Source organism: Aquamicrobium segne (assembly GCF_042656785.1).
Taxonomy (GTDB): Bacteria; Pseudomonadota; Alphaproteobacteria; order Rhizobiales; family Rhizobiaceae; genus Mesorhizobium; species Mesorhizobium segne.
In genome coordinates, this window is the sequence record NZ_JBHSLL010000050.1 from 52751 (window position 1) to 72121 (window position 19371).

At 59.7% G+C, this 19371-nt stretch carries 17 protein-coding genes; 10 read left to right on the forward strand and 7 right to left on the reverse strand.

Translation table 11 applies throughout. The features are described from left to right. Positions 1 to 12: 12 nt before the first annotated feature. Genes ACFPLB_RS13450 through ACFPLB_RS13460 form a run of 3 tightly spaced genes read right to left on the reverse strand, consistent with a single transcriptional unit; the run spans position 13 to position 3441 of the window. A complete protein-coding gene (locus tag ACFPLB_RS13450; RefSeq protein WP_378230451.1) occupies positions 13 to 648 on the reverse strand; it encodes an isochorismatase family protein in 636 nt (211 codons plus the stop codon). A gap of 4 nt (positions 649 to 652) precedes the next feature. Next, complete coding sequence (locus tag ACFPLB_RS13455; protein WP_378230453.1) at positions 653 to 2281, reverse strand: (2,3-dihydroxybenzoyl)adenylate synthase; 1629 nt, start codon at positions 2279 to 2281, stop codon at positions 653 to 655. Further along, positions 2278 to 3441: an isochorismate synthase gene (locus tag ACFPLB_RS13460; protein WP_378230455.1), complete on the reverse strand. Its 1164-nt coding sequence runs from the start codon at positions 3439 to 3441 to the stop codon at positions 2278 to 2280. The genes ACFPLB_RS13455 and ACFPLB_RS13460 overlap by 4 nt, the downstream gene beginning before the upstream one ends. Positions 3442 to 3657: 216 nt before the next feature. On the opposite strand from ACFPLB_RS13460, the gene ACFPLB_RS13465 reads away from it, so the two are divergent. Both ACFPLB_RS13465 and ACFPLB_RS13470 read left to right on the forward strand, forming a co-directional pair. Continuing rightward, positions 3658 to 4188 (forward strand): cytochrome b, encoded by a 531-nt coding sequence (locus tag ACFPLB_RS13465; protein ID WP_378230457.1) that lies wholly within the window; start codon positions 3658 to 3660, stop codon positions 4186 to 4188. A 20-nt stretch (positions 4189 to 4208) separates the two neighbouring features. Beyond that, the gene (locus tag ACFPLB_RS13470) at positions 4209 to 5309 is read left to right on the forward strand and encodes an ABC transporter substrate-binding protein (RefSeq protein WP_378230459.1); all 1101 of its coding nucleotides are present in this window, start codon (positions 4209 to 4211) and stop codon (positions 5307 to 5309) included. Positions 5310 to 5315: 6 nt separating this feature from the next. On the opposite strand, the gene ACFPLB_RS13475 is transcribed toward ACFPLB_RS13470, so the two are convergent. Together ACFPLB_RS13475 and ACFPLB_RS13480 are read right to left on the reverse strand one after the other, a co-directional pair. After that, complete coding sequence (locus tag ACFPLB_RS13475; RefSeq protein WP_378230461.1) at positions 5316 to 6107, reverse strand: ABC transporter ATP-binding protein; 792 nt, start codon at positions 6105 to 6107, stop codon at positions 5316 to 5318. Further along, the gene (locus tag ACFPLB_RS13480; RefSeq protein ID WP_378230496.1) at positions 6104 to 7171 is read right to left on the reverse strand and encodes a FecCD family ABC transporter permease; all 1068 of its coding nucleotides are present in this window, start codon (positions 7169 to 7171) and stop codon (positions 6104 to 6106) included. Before ACFPLB_RS13480 ends, ACFPLB_RS13475 begins: the two co-directional genes overlap by 4 nt. Before the next feature lie 125 nt (positions 7172 to 7296). Here ACFPLB_RS13480 and ACFPLB_RS13485 point away from each other — a divergent pair, with 125 nt between their 5' ends. From ACFPLB_RS13485 to ACFPLB_RS13500, 4 genes are all read left to right on the forward strand, one after another. Beyond that, positions 7297 to 8139: an alpha/beta hydrolase gene (locus ACFPLB_RS13485; protein WP_378230463.1), complete on the forward strand. Its 843-nt coding sequence runs from the start codon at positions 7297 to 7299 to the stop codon at positions 8137 to 8139. Positions 8140 to 8327: 188 nt separating this feature from the next. Beyond that, positions 8328 to 10574: a TonB-dependent receptor gene (locus ACFPLB_RS13490; protein WP_378230465.1), complete on the forward strand. Its 2247-nt coding sequence runs from the start codon at positions 8328 to 8330 to the stop codon at positions 10572 to 10574. Between the two features lie 127 nt (positions 10575 to 10701). Continuing rightward, positions 10702 to 11385 carry a Fe2+-dependent dioxygenase gene (locus ACFPLB_RS13495; protein WP_378230467.1) on the forward strand — a complete coding sequence of 228 codons (684 nt, stop codon included), beginning with the start codon at positions 10702 to 10704 and terminating at the stop codon, positions 11383 to 11385. After that, the gene (locus tag ACFPLB_RS13500) at positions 11382 to 12506 is read left to right on the forward strand and encodes an alpha-hydroxy acid oxidase (protein WP_378230469.1); all 1125 of its coding nucleotides are present in this window, start codon (positions 11382 to 11384) and stop codon (positions 12504 to 12506) included. The genes ACFPLB_RS13495 and ACFPLB_RS13500 overlap by 4 nt, the downstream gene beginning before the upstream one ends. Before the next feature lie 121 nt (positions 12507 to 12627). Here the strand turns inward: ACFPLB_RS13500 and ACFPLB_RS13505 are convergent, their stop codons facing one another. Then, entirely contained in the window at positions 12628 to 14799 is a 2172-nt protein-coding gene (locus tag ACFPLB_RS13505; protein WP_378230471.1) for a TonB-dependent receptor family protein, read from the reverse strand. Positions 14800 to 15127: 328 nt separating this feature from the next. Between ACFPLB_RS13505 and ACFPLB_RS13510 the strand changes: the two genes are divergently transcribed. Genes ACFPLB_RS13510 through ACFPLB_RS13525 form a run of 4 tightly spaced genes read left to right on the forward strand, consistent with a single transcriptional unit; the run spans position 15128 to position 18940 of the window. Beyond that, positions 15128 to 16147 (forward strand): ABC transporter substrate-binding protein, encoded by a 1020-nt coding sequence (locus ACFPLB_RS13510; protein ID WP_378230473.1) that lies wholly within the window; start codon positions 15128 to 15130, stop codon positions 16145 to 16147. 14 nt (positions 16148 to 16161) lie between these two features. Continuing rightward, complete coding sequence (locus ACFPLB_RS13515; RefSeq protein WP_378230475.1) at positions 16162 to 16971, forward strand: ABC transporter permease; 810 nt, start codon at positions 16162 to 16164, stop codon at positions 16969 to 16971. Then, complete coding sequence (locus tag ACFPLB_RS13520) at positions 16968 to 17726, forward strand: ABC transporter ATP-binding protein (protein WP_378230478.1); 759 nt, start codon at positions 16968 to 16970, stop codon at positions 17724 to 17726. The genes ACFPLB_RS13515 and ACFPLB_RS13520 overlap by 4 nt, the downstream gene beginning before the upstream one ends. Beyond that, positions 17723 to 18940 carry an NnrS family protein gene (locus ACFPLB_RS13525; protein ID WP_378230480.1) on the forward strand — a complete coding sequence of 406 codons (1218 nt, stop codon included), beginning with the start codon at positions 17723 to 17725 and terminating at the stop codon, positions 18938 to 18940. Before ACFPLB_RS13520 ends, ACFPLB_RS13525 begins: the two co-directional genes overlap by 4 nt. A 114-nt stretch (positions 18941 to 19054) precedes the next feature. Here ACFPLB_RS13525 and ACFPLB_RS13530 read toward each other — a convergent pair. Further along, the coding region (locus ACFPLB_RS13530; protein WP_378230482.1) for a transposase at positions 19055 to 19371 on the reverse strand (317 nt) is incomplete at its 5' end.

The window sequence follows — 19371 nt, forward strand, 5'->3', positions numbered from 1 at the left end:
GGTGAACTCCATTCAGTCGAGCGCGGCGATCAGTTTCGTCGTTGTCATCGGGGTGCCGCATCTGCCGGCAACCCAGTCGAGCGCAAGGTCATGCTTGTCGCGTGAGAAATCGGCCAGTGCGTCGGCGGCAAGGAAGGTCTCGATATCGCGCTGGAATGCTTCACCAGCGGTTATCATGCATCCAATATGCGCATAGATGCCGGTGATGATGATCTGGTCGCGCCCGCGCACCCGCATCAGCGTTTCAAGATTGCTGCGCTGGAATGCGCTGTAGCGATGCTTGACCAGCACATGGTCCTGCGGTTCGGGCGCCAGTTCGGCAATGATCGCCTGATGCTCCGGCGCCGATGTCATGCCCGGCCCCCATATATCTGCCTGCAAGCCACGGTCGCGCCGGTCCTGATCGCCATTTTGTGCCGTGTAGAATACCGGCACGCCCCTTTCCCGGCAGTGGGCTGCCAGTCGCGCAATATTGGCGACTGCCGGTGCAATCGGCGAGACATCGGGCGTAAACACATTGACGAAATAATTCTGCATGTCGTGGATGAGCAGCGCCGCACGTTGCGTCTCAACCTGCCACGGCCCGCGTGCAGCAGGAATTTCGTCTTCGCCCGGTAGCGCATAGGCTGGAATTTTTGGAAGGCCCATCCGGTTATCCCTTTGCTTTGTCGCTCAGGAACTGTTCGCGCAGCATGGCGCGCAGTTCCTTGCGGCTGATCTTGCCCACCGCCGTGGTCTGGAAGGCATCCACGAAAACAATCTGGTCCGGCACCTTGAAATCGGCCACCTTGCGTGTGCGCATGAACGCCTTGAGCGCGGCTGCCTTGGGTTTTTCACCTTGCGCGATCACGAAAGCGCAGCTTTTTTCGCCAAGGAACGGATCGGGAAGCGACACTACGGCTGCGTCGAAAACCTGCGGATGGGCCAGCAAATGGTCCTCGATTTCCTCGGCGGAAATCTTTTCACCGGCGCGGTTGATGTGGTCGGTCGCCCGGCCCTGCACCACGAGATAGCCTTCAGGCGTGCGCTTCACCACGTCACCGGTGCGGTAATAGCCATCTTCGGTGAACGAGCGCGCATTGGCGCTGTCGTCATTGTGATAGCCCCTGATCGTGTATGGCCCGCGTGTGAGAAGATTTCCCGGCTCGCCATCCGGCACCGGGTTGCCCCTGTCATCGACGATGAGGATTTCATCGTCCGGGCTGATCGGGCGCCCTTGTGTCTCCACGACAATCTCGTAAGGATCATCGAGGCGGGTGTAGTTGACCAGCCCCTCGGCCATGCCAAACACCTGCTGCAGGCCGCAGCCAATGGTTTGCCGCACCCGCCGCGCCGCTTCCGGCATGAATTTTGCGCCGCCCACCTGTATGACCTTCAGGCTGGACAGGTCATGCGTGGTCTTTGCCGCCGCCTGCATCCACAACAGCGCCAGAGGCGGGACGAGGCCGGTGATCGTCACCTTCTCGCGCTCGATCAGCGCAAAGGCGGTTTCCGGGCTTGGCGACGGACACATGACGATGCGGCTGCCTGCATAAAGAGCGCCAAAGACACCGGGAGAACTCATCGGGAAATTATGCGCAACCGGCAGCGCCGTCATATAGACGCTGTCATCATCGAGGCCACAAATCTCCGCGCTGGCGCGCAAGGTGTAGATATAGTCGTCATGGGTGCGGGGAATGAGTTTTGACAGGCCCGTGCTGCCGCCGGAAATCTGCAGGAAAGCGACATCCGATGGTGACGGATCGTCCGGCAGGGTTGCATCATTGGCCTTGAAGTTCGCAAATGGCACGAACTCTTCCGCCTCGCCGATCACCACGACATGCTTTATGGCCGGAACCTGTGCAACCGCCTCGCGGGCAAGCATGCGATAGTCGAACCCGTCATGGGTGGCGGATATGACATAGGCGCTGGCCTCGGCCTTTTGCGCAAAATGGACGATCTCGGTCAGCCGGTGTGCAGGCAGGGCATAGACCGGCACAAGGCGGGCAAGGAAAAGTCCAAAAACCGCCGGAAAAAACTCGATGATATTGCCAAGCTGCACAACGACGCGGTCGCCGGGCTTGAGGCCAAGCGCAAGATAGCCCGCAGCGGCAGTGCGGGCTCCGGCAAGAAGCTCGCCATAGGTGAGGCTTGCGCCATCTCCGCCAATGACCGCAACCCGGTCGCTGAACTGTGCGGCGCGCTCGCGCAGGAAGCCGGGAAAGGTTTCGCCACGCCAGTAGCCGCGTTCACGATAACGCTGCGCCAATTCGTCGGGCCAGGTCTGGCGAAGGGGAATCATGCTGCCTGCTCCCGCAAGAGATGGCCGTTTTCATCGATCCCCAGCGCGCCAAGGATCGCCAGAAGCTTGCCGGATGTCTCGTCGATCTCGGCGGCTGGCTCCGAGCCTTCGACAATGCCTGCGCCCGCAAAGAGCCGGGCCTTTGCGCCGTGAACTTCCGCGCAGCGCAGCGCCACATACCATTCGCCATCGCCGCTTGCATTCATCCAGCCAACTGTACCGGCATAAAAACCGCGGTCATAGCCTTCAAGATCATGAATGACCTGCGCGGCGCGCTCGCGTGGCATGCCGCACACCGCAGGCGTCGGGTGAAGCGCATTGACCAGTTCACCCACCGGCGTTTCGGGGTCCTTTAGTGTACCGACGATCCGCGTACCCAGATGCCACATCGTGGCTGTCGGGCGAAGCGTCGTGCCTTCGGGCGTGGACACATCGTCGCAAAATGGTGCAAGCGCTTCGGTCACGGCATCGACGACTTCCATATGCTCGCGGCGGTTCTTGTCGGAGCGCTCCAGCCATTGCGCTGACTGACGGTCAAGTGCTGAATCGGCATGACGGCGCGATGAACCGGCCAGCGGATGGGAGACGACGGTGCGCCCGATCCGCGACACCAGAAGTTCAGGCGTTGCGCCAATCAGCATCGGCGGCGCACCGGTTGCATTTGACGGTAGTGGCGTCATGAAGGCGGTGATTGAGCGGTCGTGGCCGAGATGGCCAAACAGCCATTCCGGGTCGATGTCGTGGGCGGCGGCAAGTTCGAGAGTGCGCGACAGGACGACCTTGCGCAGTTCTGCCGGCTCGCCGCGCGTCCCAGCTATCAGTTGCAGGCACCGCGCTACGGCAGCGCCATAGGCTTGCGCGCTCGGGGCGGGCGTGATGGTGCAGGCCCCGCTCAGCGTCGCCTGTGTTACGCCGTCTGAAGACAGGCGGGGTTGATTATCCGTTGAAACGGGCTGGTAGATGAAATCGGCTGCGTTGCGGTCAAACGGGACCGCGCCGACAAGCACCGAAGGGCCATCTTCAAGGGTATTCATGAAGGCTTGCGCGCGTGCCGCAAGCGTTGAAACCGGTCCACGCGGCAACAGTTGCTTTTGCCCGGAAGCAGAGAAACTGCCGGTCTGGGCAGAAAGCCAAAACTCGACGGATTTGTCCGGTGTCATTGCGCAGCAGTCACTTTCCATGCACTTAACAATTTGCGCAGCGGCTTTCCGGTTCCCCCGAAGCTCGGTTTTCCAGAAGGATTAGCCGGTTACGCCGCCGTTTTTCTCAACGCGAATGCGTCTTGCACGGCAGACATATAAATGTGAGAGATAAAGTCAACTTACATAATTGTAACCCATGCGCCTGCGTGGCCAGCCATCCCGGGATACGAACCCTTGTCTTCTGATACATCTTCCCCCTCTGATGCACCTGCCTATGACCGCGTATCGGTGACGTTGCACTGGCTTGTTGCCGCGCTTGTCGTGATCCAGTTTGCGACCGGCTGGGTCTGGGGCATTTTCGAGCGTGGATCGGACCCGCGCTTCGTGCTTTTCCGCATCCATCTTGTGGCTGGCACGGCGGTTCTGGTGCTTGCAGTGCTGCGGATCGGCTGGCGGCTCACCCATCGCGCCCCGCCCCTGCCGCAGGGCACATCACGCCCCATAACGCTTGCTGCAAAGGCGGTGCATGGCCTGCTTTATCTGGCAATTCTGGTGCAGCCGGCGCTGGGGCTGCTGACGGTGACGGCATTTGGCAAGAGCCTTGGCCGCTGGCCGCGTGATGCCCACATGATGCTGGTCAATATCATTGCCGCGATCATTATGCTGCATATTGCCGCCGCAATCTGGCACCAGTTCATCCTGCGCGACGGGCTGTTGCGCAGGATGTTGCCCGCCCGCAAGGCGCGCGCGGCAGCTATGAAATGAGAACACTCAACAGGCATATCATGCACCGTATCGCTATATGGGTATTTGCGCTTTGCGCGATCCTCCTTTCCGCCATGGCAACACCGGCCCTGGCACAGATTACGGTTACTGACGTGACCGGGCGCACGGTCACGCTGGCGGCACCGGCAAAGCGCATCGTCATCGATGATGGCCGCTATCTCGTCGCCCTTGCGCTGATCCATGACGATCCGGTCAGCCTGCTTGTCGGCTGGCCAAAGGATATCCACCGGATCGGCCCGGCCTATTACCAGCAGTTTGCGCAAAAATTTCCACAGATCGAAACGCTGAAGCAAACCTCAAGCTCGGCAGGAAACCTGTCGGTCGAGCAGGTGCTTGCCACCGAACCGGACCTTGCGATCTTCTCGCTCCAGTCACAGCCTTCGGCTGACGAGATCAGCCAGATTGAACGGGCAGGCGTCGGGGTGGTGATTATCGACTTCTTCAACCATCCGCTTGAAAATCTTGAACCCGGTTTCCGGCTTTTGGGCGCAGTGACCGGACGCGAAGAGCGTGCTGAAGCATTCATTGCCTTCCGGCGCGAGCGCATGGAGACAATCCGTTCCCGGCTTGATTCGGCAGCAGGCAAGCGACCAAGCGTCTTCCTTGAACCCCATGCGGCGCGCACCGCAGAATGCTGTGCCTCGCCCGGCAAAGGCAATATTGGCGACTACATCGCGTTGGCCGGTGGTGACAATATCGGTGCCGATGTCATCCCCGGCATCACCGGCATGCTGAACCTTGAATATGTCATCGAGATGGACCCGGATGTCTATATCGCGACGGGCGGGCCGCATATGGAAGGCACGAAAGGCCTTTTGATCGGCCCCGGCTATGACGAGGCCACCATCAGAAAAACGCTTGAACGCGTGGTGTCACGCCCGGGCATTTCCGGTCTTTCGGCAGTGCAAAACAACAGGGCCTTCGGGCTTGCGCATCAGTTGCTCAACTCGCCGCTCGACATCCTGACGATTGAAACGCTGGCGACATGGATCAGGCCCGATCTGTTTGCCGACATCCGGCCCGAAGAAACGCTGCAAAAGCTCAATGATGAATTTCTTGCCGTGCCGCTGGCCGGGATCTATTGGACCGCACGTAAATGAAGCCGGTCAGAGCGTCGCGTCGACCATCACCTGCACAAAGCCGCGCGAGCAGCGCTCCACACGGGCATCGACGCCATAGACTGTTGCCAGCATCTGCGGCGTGACGGCAGCCTCTGGGGTGCCATCTGCCGCAATTGCGCCCTTTGACAGGACGACGACGCGCTCGCACCAGCGACAGGCAAGCGCAATGTCATGCAAAACGACGATGCAGATCGTGCCGCGCTCATGCGCAATCTGCCGGACCGTGCCCATCACCCGATGCTGGTGGGCAAGATCGAGCGCGCTGGTCGGCTCGTCGAGAAGAAGGACGGCAGGCGCGCGTGCAATTGCCTGGGCAAGGCTTGCCAACTGGCGCTGGCCACCTGAAAGCTCATCGAGCCCGCGCATCGCCAGATCGGCAATGCCAAGCCGCTCCAGCGTAGCCATCGCGGTGCGCCGGATATCTGTGGCGGAGCCAGCCCTGCGAGAGGTTTTCAGCGCGGTAAGCATTGCTTCATAGACAGTCAGCGCCACGCGCTGCGGCAGCGATTGCGGCATATAACCGACAATGCCGGAATACTCCGGTGAGGAGAGCGAAAGAAGCTCTGTCTTGCCAAGGCGCACGGCCCCTTGCGCGCGCAAAAGCCCGGCAAGCCCGCGAAGCAGCGTGGTCTTGCCGGCTGCATTTGGCCCCACCAGCGCACTGACGCTTCCCGGCGCGAAGGGCGCGGTGGACAAATTTGTGATGATTGCACGTTTCCCGTAGCTGATGCCCAGCCCTTCGACGGCAAGTGATTGTGTGTTGACCGGATAGGTCATGACCGCTCCGTCCGGAAAAGAACAAGCGCCATGAAGAACGGCACGCCGATCAGCGCCGTGACGATGCCGACCGGCAGGATCGCGCCGGGAACGATCACTTTTGCCGCGACCGACGAAAGCGACATGATGAGAGCACCTGCCAGCATCGCGGTTGGCAGGAAGTAGCGGTGGTCCTCACCAACCAGCAGCCGTGCAATATGCGGGCCGACAAGGCCGATGAAACCGATGGTGCCGACAAAGGCGACGGAAGTGGCGGCAAGCACGCTGACCCGTAGCAGCGTCATGAAGCGCAGGCGGCCAAGATTGATGCCGAAGCTGCGCGCGCGGTCCTCGCCAAGCCGCAAGGCTGTCATCGGCCATGCGGCTGCCAGCGAAAACGGAACAACCAGGGCAATCACCAGTGAAAGCACGAGCAGCCTGTCCCAACTGGCGCGGGCAAGGCTTCCCATGCTCCAGAAGACAAGCTGCTGGAGCGCCTCCTGTGTGGCGATGAACTGGATCAGTGCAACCAGCGCATTGAAGGTGAACACCATGGCGATGCCAAACAGCACCAGTGTCTCCGGCCCGGTGCCGCGCAGGCGCGACAATGCCTGCAACAGCAGCACGGAGGCAAAGGCAAATATGAATGCGTTGAGCGAAACCAGCCACGAAATGTCGATGCCGGGGATTCCAACCCCCAGCACGATTGCCAGTGCGGCCCCCAGCGAAGCGGCCGAAGACACACCCAGCGTAAACGGGCTAGCAAGCGGATTGTTAAGGATCGTCTGCATCTCGGTGCCGGCAAGTGATAGCGCCACGCCAACCAGCACGGCCATCAGCGCCTGCGGCAGCCTCACCTCCCAGGTGATGATGCGCATTGACGGCGACAATTCGGATGGAAAGAACAACCCGCGCAAGGCATCCAGCGGCGCAAGGCTGGAAGGGCCGGTCGCAAGGTCTGCGGTGAAGGCTGCGATAACACCGAGCGCCAGCAGCACCATAATGGCCAGGCGACGGCATGCCAGCCTGTCATATTCCGCAAGCTGCGGGAATGTCTCGTTCCGTTCCGGCACGTGGTTTTCCATGGAAAGCACATTCAACCGACGATTTCCCGTCGCCTCCGGTATGGACCGGGCGGCGGGTTATCGGATATATGATTCGTATCGTCAAGTTTAGCGTTGCCGAAACACGGCAGGAACGAGTCGCCTGTATGTCTCCTTTGCCGGACCAGTTAAAGCCGCAGCCTCCGGCACCGGCTGAACTTGAAATTTTCAACGCCAGACTGTCGAGCCATGAGCTGTCGCAGCAATCGCTGACGACTGCGGATAATCGCCATTACCGTCTTTTTATCGCGACCCCACGGCTGAATGCGCCACCCGACGGCGCAAACTTCCTTTATATGCTCGACGGCAACGCCGTATTCGACACATTGACCCCTGAACATTTGTCGCGCGCACCCGGCCTTTTCATTGTCGGCATCGGCTATGAGACGCCGCTCCGGTTTGACCGCGCAGCGCGCTCGCTGGACTATACGCCCGCCGATGATGGCGCCCTGCCGCGAGCGGACCCGCAATATCCGGAGCGGATGATCGGCGGTGCAGCAGCCTTCCTCGACAGGCTGGCGGGAGAAATCGTGCCCAGGGTCGAGGCAGATGCCGCAACCATGTCCCGGACCCGTACACTCTGGGGCCATTCGCTGGCAGGCATGTGCACCCTTTATTCCCTGTTGCGCGGCGGTAACGGGTTCCAGCGGCATGTTGCGGTAAGCCCGTCATTGTGGTGGGACAACGAGTTTCTGTTGCGCATGGAAGAAGCACTGCCCCGCGCACCGCTGGCAACCGATACGCTGGTGATGCTGGGTGACAGCGAGCGCAGATCAAGCCCGCAGGCGCCGCATTGGAACGGGCCTGCGCCGCACACGCTTGAAATGATCCGACGGCTGGAGCGGCGCGGCGGTAGCAAGGTCACGTCGCAGGTCTTTGCAGGTGCGGGCCATGCCGCAACGCTGGCAGCCTCCCTTGAGGCAAGTTTGCACTACGCCTCCCGGGCCTGAATGTGCCGTTCTGGTCACATAGCGGGAAAAGTCCGTTTTCAGCCACAATTATAGTTGACTCCTTTCGTCATGTTTAGCTAGGTGCAACCGTGCTGCGCAGTTGCGGCAACTGCTGACGCACATGCATCGGCTACAGAATTGATTTTTGCCTCGTCTTTTTGACGTGGCCATGCCCTAAGGAGCTATAAGTGAGCGGGATTTTCGAGGAAAAGAGTGGTGGCGGGGCGGGGCCGATTGCGCCCACACTCGGGTTGCTGCCAGTCATAGCACTTTCTGCTGCCCTGACCGGGCAGGCGCATGCGCAGGCGCAGAACGGCAGTGACGTGGTTCTTGAAGAGATCAATGTCGAGGCCAAAGCGGGGACGCAGGCCAGCGAAAGCTACAAGGCGGATCGGCTTTCCTCGTCGAAATACACGCAGCCCTTGCTTGATACGCCGCGCACAGTCACTGTTGTGACGCAAAAGCAGATGGAAGAGCGCGGCCAGAATTCGGTCACCGAGGTTTTACGCACCACGCCGGGTATTTCGCTGGGTTCTGGTGAAGGCGGCACGCCGATGGGCGATCGTCCTTTCATCCGCGGCTTCGAGGCCTCGACCGACATGATGGTTGACGGTGTACGCAATCTTGGTCGTTCAAGTTATGAATCCTTTGCGCTGGAATCGATCGAGGTTAGCAAGGGTCCGGGCGGTGTCTATAACGGTCGCGGTTCGACTGGCGGCTCGATCAATATGGTGTCAAAGACGCCGCAAATGGAAAACTTCGTGAATGTGTCGGGAACGCTTGGCACTGACGCCACGAAGCGGACGACCTTCGACGGCAATCATTATTTTGACAATGGTGTCGGCGTTCGCCTCAATGCCCTGTGGCATGACGCGGATGTGGCCGGTCGCGATGAGGTGTTCCAGAAACGATGGGGCATTGCACCATCGATCTCGTTCGGCATGGATGGTCCGACAAAAGCGACGCTCAGCTATTACTATCTCAAGACTGATGAACTGCCGGATTTCGGGCTGCCGTTCCCCAACTCAGTCCAGGCCGGTCGTCCTGCGACGTCTGACAATCCCTATTATCCGGTGGATGTCGACCGCAACAATTTCTATGGCTCGGTATTCCGCGATTTCCGCAAGACGGAGACACATCTTGCCACTGCCAAATTAGAACATGAATTCAATGACAGGCTGCGCATTGAAAATGTGCTGCGCTACGCTTTTGGCAAGAACGATTATATCTTTACCCGCCCGTCGATGAACGAAGCAACTACGGGTTCAAACGCCACTCCCGCAACGCCATTCGGTGAGGTGGAACGTGCCAGCAGGGCCAACCGTCGCGAAAGCATGGGGGTCGCCAACCAGACGAACCTCGTTGCCGAGTTTGAGGCGGGAGGTCTGGAACACAGCTTCGTAGCCGGGGTTGAATTCGCCTATGAACGGCTGAGGAATGGCGGATATCAGGGGATTCCTGATATCGGCAGAACCAGTCTTTACAATCCAGATCCATTCACCCCTGTCGATATGAGCAACCTGGCTGAGACCGCTTATGGCGATCCCTACAAGACCGAGACCCAGGCGGCCTATCTTTTCGATACAATCAAGTTCAACGAGCAATGGTCGCTCAATGCGGGCATCAGGCTTGATAATTATCATGTCACCGACGTCGGAAATGACCGGAGCAACAAGGCGACAATGTTCAACTATCAGGTTGGACTGGTCTACAAACCATTGCCTTATGCAAGCCTCTATGTTGCGCATGGCACCTCATCGAACCCTGCTGGTGAGACACTGGGCCAGTCCGGCGGCGCAGATGGTGTGGCTGGTGGCGGCCTTAGCGCGGCCCAGGCCAATCTCGATCCGGAAAAGAATGTTTCCTATGAAATTGGCACCAAATGGGATGTTCTTGATGAGCGGTTGTCGCTCACTGCAGCCCTGTTCTATACGGAGAAAACCAACCAGCGGGCCAATGATCCGACGACTGGCCAGGCCGCTCTCATCGGCAACAGCCGAGCGAAAGGTATTGAGCTTGGTGTCGCCGGTAATATCACCGACAGATGGCAGGTCTTCGGTGGGTATACCTATACCGATGCCAAATTGGTGGACGATGCCAAGCTTGTGAACTCAAATGATGGCAACAGGCTCAAATTCATTCCGGCTCATACGTTCAGTGTCTGGTCGACCTATGACGTTACCGAAAAGCTGACCATGGGTGGCGGCGCCTATTATATGTCCGAACGTTTCATGGACGATGCGAACACCAAGGCCCTGCCATCACATTGGCGCGTTGATCTGATGGCGGCCTACAAGGTCAATGAGAATTTCGATCTGCAGCTTAACATCAACAACCTGTTCAACGAGACGATCTATGATGCTTCGCATGTCGGCATATTCGGAATCCTGGCGCCTGGCAGGAGTGCACATCTGAAAGCCACGGCCCGCTTCTGAGGAACAGGCTGACAATCGAAAGCCGGGCGGCTGCAAATCCGCCCGGTCTTATGGTACGGTTATCGGGATAATCCAGGCCGTGCGGCGGATAAGCCGCTGAAATATTGCATGGGAAGTGGAGCGCAGAATGCTTGTAACAATCCCCGACGTGCTGACACCTGAGGAACTCGCCTATATCCGGCAAGTTCTGGAAAGCACGAAATGGGTCGACGGCCGGACAACCGCTGGCGATCAGGCGGCGCTGGTGAAGAACAACCTTCAGGTGCCACCCGATTCAGATGCCGCACGCGAACTGAGCCAGATCATCATGCGCGCACTGGGTCGCAATCCCACCTTTTCCTCGGCTGCGCTGCCATTGCACGTATTGCCGCCAATGTTCAACCGCTACGATGAGGGCATGACTTTCGGCGCCCATGTCGATGGTTCGATCCGGGTGGTGCCGGGGTCGGGAATGCGCATGCGCACCGATGTCTCCTCAACACTATTTCTTACAGCGCCTGAAGATTATGACGGCGGCGAACTTGTCGTTCATGACACTTACGGCACACATCACGTCAAATTGCCGGCTGGCCATATGGTCGTCTATCCGGCCACCAGCATGCATTCGGTGACGCCGGTGACACGTGGCAGCCGTTGGGCTTCGTTCTTCTGGACCCAGTCGATGGTCAAGGATGACTGGCGTCGCAACATGCTTTATGATCTCGACAGATCAATCATCAGCATCCGCAGCCGTCTGCCCGATGATGACCCCGCTGTCGTCGGCCTGACCGCCCACTATCACAATTTGATCCGCCACTGGTCGCAGACGTGAGTGACACATCCGGCCCCTCTGAGGTGCCGCCTGGTGTCGTCAGCCTTGGCGACTATGAACGCCATGCACAGGCGATACTGCCAGCCGATGCCTGGGCCTATATTTCAGGAGCAGGCGCTGACGGCCTGACGCGCCGCTGGAACCGTGAGGCTTTTGATGGCATGCGGCTTGCCGGACGGGTGCTGGCCGACATGACTGATGCGGGAACGGACACAATGCTCATGGGCATGCCGATGAGCATGCCGGTCCTGGTTGCACCTGTTGCGCATCAGAAGCTTGCCCATCCGGGCGGCGAGGTGGCAACTGTGCTTGGAGCCTCAGCCGCACGCGCCTGGATGTGTGTCAGCACGCTTGCCAGCACGACGCTGGAAGAGATCGCAGAAGCATCGCAGACCACCTTGATTTTCCAGCTTTATATGCAAGCCAGCCGCGAGGTGACACTGTCGCTGGTGCGTCGTGCCGAGGCGGCAGGCTACAGCGCGCTGATGGTTACCGTCGATGCCCCTGTCAATGGCGTGCGCAATGACGAGCAACGCGCTGGTTTCAGGTTGCCGCCGCATGTGGCCGCCGTGAATGTTCAAGGTTTTCCGACGCCGTCATCCCGTGCCGGACCTGGCGAAAGCCCGGTATTCAAGGGCTTGCTCGATACCGCCCCGACCTGGTCTGACATTGAATGGTTGCGCCAACAGACAACACTTCCCGTCATGTTAAAGGGCATAACCAGCCCGCATGATGCAGAGCGCGCACTTTCATGCGGCGTTGACGCCATCGCCGTTTCCAACCATGGCGGGCGCACGCTCGACACGCTGCCCTCGTCGATTGAGGCGCTGCTGGCTGTTGCCGATACCGTTCGGGGCCGTGTGCCGCTTGTGCTCGACGGTGGTGTGCGGCGTGGCACCGATGTGCTGAAGGCGCTTGCATGCGGTGCAAGCGCGGTAATGGTCGGTGCGCCGGTGATGCATGCCCTTGCCGTCGCCGGACCGGTCGGCATTGTTCACATGCTGACAATTCTTCGGGCCGAATTGGAAGCTGCAATGGCGCTCACCGGTTGCGTGCGCATCGACGCCATTGACGAGGAGATCTTGTGGCCGGGCAAAGACGCACCCGGCCTGCGATCCTGATTGCCGCTGCTAGAGCATTTTGCAGCCAGATGGTGCCATCCGTACTCACAAAATGCTCTAAATCTTTGTTTTACGCATGTCTTTATCTCAAGACGGGTTTTCAGGTCTCGAGAAATATACTTTAAAATCTTGCCTTGATACCTGCAAAGAAGCCACGCCCGTCGCCCGGCAGGAAGGCTGCCTGATCGGAGCGCGCCTGATCGACGATCAGTGTCGATGAGGCGTATTTTTCGTTGAAGATATTGGTGATCTCGCCAAACAATGTCACTGAATCGTTCAGCCGGTATTGTGTATGCAGATCGACCACGACATAGGGGTCCGCGTAAAGTGTGTTCATGTTGTCAACGGGCGTTTTCTCAGGGTTCCAGCGCATGCCGCCCTGTATGGCCCAGTCTTCTGTAAGATCATAATTCAGAAGGGCGCTGATAATATGGCGTGGTGCGCCAGCCAGCCGGTTATTGCCGCGAAGCGGATCGTCGACAAAGCGGAAATTCTGATAGGTGTAGGCAATCCGTCCTGCAAGCCTGCTGGTGATCTGTGAGGACAGGCCCAGTTCAATGCCGAAATGCGTGGTCTTGTCGGCATTGACGGCGCCGAGTGAACTGCCCGATATGTCGCGCAGGCTGAGCAGTTCATTGTCAATCCACGAATAATAGGCACTGGCATCCCAACTGGTTTCATTATAGCTGCCGCGCCATCCGGCCTCCACAGTGGTTGCGGTCTGTGCCTTCAGATCAGGTGTGCGAAAGGCATCTGTCGACAAATTGGGGTCCTCCGGGAGAGGGTCTGGAGGAACCGAGGGCAGTGGTCGTCCGGGGCTGCTGTTGGGCGTACCGTTAACGGTGGCCAGAAAATCATTATGGGTTGGCGGCTCGAAGCTGCGGCTGACGACGGCATAGAAAATATTGTTGTCGTCGAACCGGTAGGTTGCACCAAGGCTTGGGCTCCAGCCGCTGTAGGAGCGATTATAGCTTGTACTGACCGTTGGCACCGCACCATCGGGAAACGGCATTGTCGGGTTGCCCGGCCTATACCCAAGAGTAGGCCGCGTCGCTTCCCCGAAGCGATCCTTGTTGTCGCGGCTGGCATGGGCGTAGGTGATCGTCGGCGATACCGTCCATTGATCGTCAAGCGGAACATTGAAACCGGCATGCAGTGACAGCGTTGAGGCATCGAGATCGCTCTTGCCAAACAGCGCCCCCTGGCTGCCCGCCTCGTTGAGGTAATTTTCCCGCTTGGCCGAACCGATTGAATATTGCGCGGTCGTCTCAAATAATGGCAGTGGTGCGGCCTCATCCGGTCTGTAGGCATAGCGCAGCACGCCGGTGAAATCACCGCCCGTGGTGGTGCGCACACCCGACGAGATAGGGAAGCGGAACATGTCGTCAGTGTAGGTGTAGCCCAGCACCACGTCGATCAGATGCGCGTCGAACTCGGCTGTTGTGCGTGAGCCGATCAGGAACTGGCTTGCCTCGCGACGCGGCTTGTCGCGGATGACATTGGGGCCGGGATTGATCGGACCGTCGGGTGTCACCACCGGACCGGCATGAACCTGTCGCGGATTGGCGTAAAGCCCGGCTTTGGTCAGCGGCCCGGCAACGTCGAAGCCAAGATCGGTATAACCGGCGAAGATGCGTGTCCTGATAGTGTCGGAGATCTGGTAGCCGATATTGCCGCCAATCGAGACGCGCTGCGAGGAATTATAGTTACGAAAGCCATCGCGGCGACTGAAATCACCGTGCAACAGACCGTCAAATGCCCCTTCCGCAAAGCCCATGCGGCCGGAAAGTCCCGCCTGGCCGAAGGAGCCGCCGCTTGCCGTGCCGGAAAAGCCGGTTGCCCCGGCGCCGGTCGGTGAAACCAGATTGATGGCGCCACCAAGCACATTGGCGCCAAGCCGGTTGGCCATGTAACCGCGATAGACTTCCAGCGAACTGGCCTGACCCGGATCGGCGAAGCCAACGATATAGGAGCCGTCGGCGCGGTTGAGCGGCAGCCCGTCCTGCAACATCAGGATGCCCCGTTCGACCGGGTTCTGCTGTAGCCCTGAGCCGCGAATCTGGATGCGTGGCTGGTCGTTGCCCCCAAAGAAATCCTGCACCACCACGCCGGGAACCATTTTCAGGGCTTCAGAAATGGTCAGGTTGGCAGTATCGGGTATCTCCTCTTGCGTCACCAGCGCCACGCCACCGGGAAGGGCTGCAAATCGCTCGGCAATCGGGGCGGCTGTGCCAGCCTCGACGAATATGGGTCCAGTATCGTGGCGCCGGGGGTGGCTGATTGGGCAAGGCATTGCCCGCTTGTTCCTGCCAGAAGTGATGCGACGGCCGCCGCCAGCAGCTTTTTGTTGCCCTTGCACAGACCAGTCCTGTCTGCGTGCTGTTCCCAGCCCTGCTTGCTCATAATAGTCCCCAGTCCTGTGATTGGCCTGCCAGCAGGTTGGCCAGAAGAAATCATTGCGCCAGCCATCAGCAAAAATACTGGCTGCGCCGTCGCCACAAAAGCATCGAAACTCTCGGCGCTCTTTGCGTTAGCACAAAGTTGAGTAATATTATCTTCTTTAAATAAATGTGTCCGAAAGCATCCTGCTTTTTTGCGACAAAACACATTCGGAGATCGATATGGCTGTGACGGCTGCCCCTGCTTCACCTGTGCTTTCCCGCCGCTGTGTGATGGCCGGTATCGGGGCCGGACTGGCTCTTCCAGCACTTTCCTGGTTGTCACAGTCTGTGCAGGCCGCTCAGCTTGATGAACTTGTTCTTTACGGCCCGCCGGCTGGCCCTTCGATCGTGCTGGCCGGGGCGGTTGCCTCCGGTGCGCTGACCCCGTTTGCAGGCAAGGCGGACTTCAAGGTCTGGCGCAATCCCGACGAGATGCGCGCCGGGCTCACCTCCGGCACCATGGGCGCGCTGGTGTTGCCGGTGCAGGTGGCCGCCAATCTTTACAATCGCGGCATGAAGCTGAAGCTGCTTAACATCATGACAAAGGGGCTGCTTTATATCGTCTCAGACGATACCGGCATTGACAGCCTCCCGGCGCTGAAGGGCAGGAAGCTGGCGGTGCCATTCCGCAATGACATGCCCGATCTTGTCCTGCTGCGGCTTCTTGCCCATTACGGCATGACCCCCGGCACAGATATTGTGATTGAGAATGCCGGTTCGCCGATCGAGGCCATGCAGATGTTGATAGCCGGTCGCGTCGATGCGGTTCTGGCGCCCGAGCCCGCCTGCACAGCGGCCATCATAATGGGCAAGCTGGCTGGCAAGGATATGCGGCGCGTCATCGACGTGCAGACAGTCTGGGGCGAGGTGACCGGCAAGGAACCGGTGCTGCCACAGGCGGGACTGGCGCTGACGGATGCGCTGGTTGCTGCGGCGCCTGAACTGGCCAATGGTTTGCAGGCGGTTCTTGAAGAGGCAGCCGCCAGGGTCAATGCCGACCCGGAAAATGCCGCGAAGATCGCCGCGCCCTCGCTTGATTTTCCCGAGCCGGTGCTGGCCGCCTCCATCGCCACTTCCAAGCTGGTGGCGGAGCGCGCAGGGCAAGCGCGCCCGGCCATTGAAGCCATGCTCTCGATGCTCGCCGACAGTGACCCAGCCATTATTGGCGGTCATCTGCCGGATGACGGTTTTTACCTTTAGGCTGGCGGCGACATATGCACGGGATGCTGGACAGGCTGGGTCGAAGCTGCCGCTTCCTGTGGGCTGCATGGTCGGGGCTGGCTGCGCTGTGCCTGCTCGCCGCACTCTGGCAAATCGGACATGAGGCCTATGGCGACTTCATCCTGCCAGCACCGCTCGCCACTTTGGAAGCAGCGCTTGCCATTCTTTCACGGCCCGAAACCTGGGACATCACGCTCCTGACCAGCCTGCGTGCCCTCAAGGGTTTTGCGGCTGCCGGGGCCGCGGGCGGACTGGTTGGGCTGGTCGCCGGTTATTCGCCAGCCACGCTGCGGCTGGCGCGACCTTTGGTGACAGTGCTGCTTGGCGTGCCGCCAATTGCCTGGATCGTATTGGCGATGATCTGGTTCGGCTCCACGGACGGCACGGTGGCCGTCACCATATTGGTTGCGGCTTCACCGGTGGTGTTCGTTGGTGTTGCCGAAGGTGTGATGTCGCGTGATCGCGGGCTTGACGCCATGGCCCGGGCTTTTGGCGCCAATGCATGGAAGCGGCTGACAACATTGTCGCTGCGCCATGTGGCTGCGCATCTGTTTCCCGCACTGGTACTGGCGCTGGGTGTCGCCTTCAAGGTGGCGGTGATGGCCGAATTGCTGGCCAATGTCGGCGGCATCGGTGGCGAACTGGCGCGCAGCCGCGCCAATCTCGATGTTGCGGGCGCTCTTGCCTGGGTGCTGATCGCGGTCGCAGCGCTGATTGCGGTCGAATATGGTGTCCTGCACCCGATACGCGCCGAAGTAGAGCGCTGGCGTGTCGCTGCCCAGCCCTGGGGGGTCAAGCGATGAGCGCAGAAACCTCGCTGCGGCTTGCACACATTGGCCACGCCTATTTTGGCCGCACTGTGCTTGATCATATCGATCTTGCGATCGGTGCATCCGAAGTGGTGGCGCTGGTCGGTCCTTCGGGTTGTGGCAAATCCACGCTGGTCCATATCGCTGCTGGCATTGTCGAGCCGCTGCGCGGTACGGTCGCGCATGGCTATCGCCGTCACGCCATGGTGTTTCAGGAACCGCGCCTGCTGCCCTGGGCGAGTGCGCGCGACAATATCGCCTACCCGCTGCGTATCGCCGGGAGGGGGCGCAGGCAGCGCCACGCGCTTGCCGAGGCGGCGGCCGCGCGCGTTTCCTTCGATGCGGTCGATCTCGACAAATATCCGGTGGAACTGTCCGGCGGAATGCGGCAGCGGGTGGCCATCGCACGGGCGCTTGTCGTCGATCCCGACTTCATCTTCTTCGACGAGCCGTTCACGGCGCTGGACGTTGCGCTGAAACGGCGTATGCAGGATCTCGTTATCGAGGCTTCACGCGCCTCGCGCTTTTCTGCCCTGTTCGTCACCCATGATTTGATCGAGGCGGCGCGCATCGCCCACCGCATTATTGTGCTCGACGCCAATGGCGACGGCATTGCGGGCGAGCGCCCATTGCCGGGAGAACCCGGCGAGCGCGACGACCGGGTCGTGTTTGAAACGGTACAGCGTTTCTTGCGTGATGATCCGCTGTTCCGGCATATCCATGATGTTGACGAACGGAAGCTTGCATGACTGATTCCGCCGTTACATCCGCTCCTGTTTTGCCGCTCACAAAAATCCTTGGCGATGAGGGCTTTCGCCTGTTCTTTCCGCTCGGCGCGCTCTACGCTGCCTTGTGGCCGTTCCAGTGGGTGCTGGTGTTCGGCCTCGACCTGCCGCTGGCACACACGACGCCACCGGGGCTGTGGCACGCGCACGAAATGATCTTCGGTGCGTTCGGTGCAGCACTCATCGGCTTCATCACCACGGCCGTTCCCGAATGGACCGACACGCAAAGACCACAGGGAAAATTTCTCTATCCGATGGCGGCGCTGTGGGGCGGGGGTCGTCTCGTCGGCTTTTTTGGTGCGGATATGCTGGGTCTTGCCGGTGCGATCTGCGATGTCGCCTGGCTGGTGCTACTGACAGACTATGTGGTGCGGGTGTCTGTGCAAAAGCGCAGCGACAACCTGCTGTCCTTCATCCTGTGGATGGGGGCATTTGCTGTTACTGAGGCAGTCGTGCGCTACGGTTTTACCATCGAGGATGCCGAACTGGCGCGACGCGCATTGCATGTGGCGGGCCTTGTCTTTCTTGGCCTGCTCGGGCTGGCGCTGGCGCGAATTACAGTTGCAGTCACCAATCTGATCCTTGATCCGAGCGAGACGACTTCGCCGTTTCGTCCGCATCCGGGTCGGCTTAATCTTGCGCCCGGATTGGTGGCGCTGGCGATAGCGGGCGAGCTTGCCGGTCTGTCGCCGGAAGCGAGCGGCTATCTCATGATCGCGGCGGGAGCCGCTTTCATGGACAGGGTTGGCGAGGCGTTTGTTGGACGTGAGATGCTGCGCAGCGAGATCATGGTGCTGGCCGGTTCCAGCGGTTTTGCCGGTGCAGGACTGATCCTGATCGGCTGTGTCAGACTTGGCGCGCCGCTGGCGGAAACGGCTGGCCTGCATGTGGCGCTGATGGGTGGTCTTGGCCTTGGCGTGCTCTCCGTCTTTTCCATCGCTGGCCTGCTGCATAGCGGTCAGCCGCTCGTCTTCGCCCGCATGACCCGGTTCGCCGCTTTGCTGCTGGTTGCGGCGCTCGCTCTTCGGGTGTTGCCCGATCTCGACCTGCAACTGCTGTCACCCGACCTGTCTTATGCAGGGGCCGCACTCTTGTGGGCAGCCGCCTTCCTGCTCTGGCTCAGGGTCTACTGGCCCTTGCTGTCCAATGCCGCGACGCTTGGCACCCGCCAATGTTGAAAACCGGTTGAGAACTGGAATTTCCATAACTAGGAACCAGTTTTAGGATAAATACATACGTAAAAACAAAGACTTAAATCGGATTGCGTGAATCTGAAAGAAAAGCGACACGCTCTAGGTCACCGGCTCATTTTCTTTGATCCATATTCGGATTGCGGCGAGTTGGACTGAAGCGAGGAAATTGTCGTCACGCTTGTCATAGCGAGTTGCGACCGCACGGAACTGTTTGAGTTTGTTGAAGAACCGCTCAACCACATTGCGCTTGCGATAGAGTTGGTGGTCGAAGGCGGGGAAGCGCTTGCGCGTTGGCATCAGTCGGATATTGGCGATGACACCGCGCGCGGCCATCTCATCATGCAATGCATCGCCATCATAAGCCTCTGATATGGCGTCGAGAATGCGAGCCCAATGCCCGGCCTTGCGCCATCGGT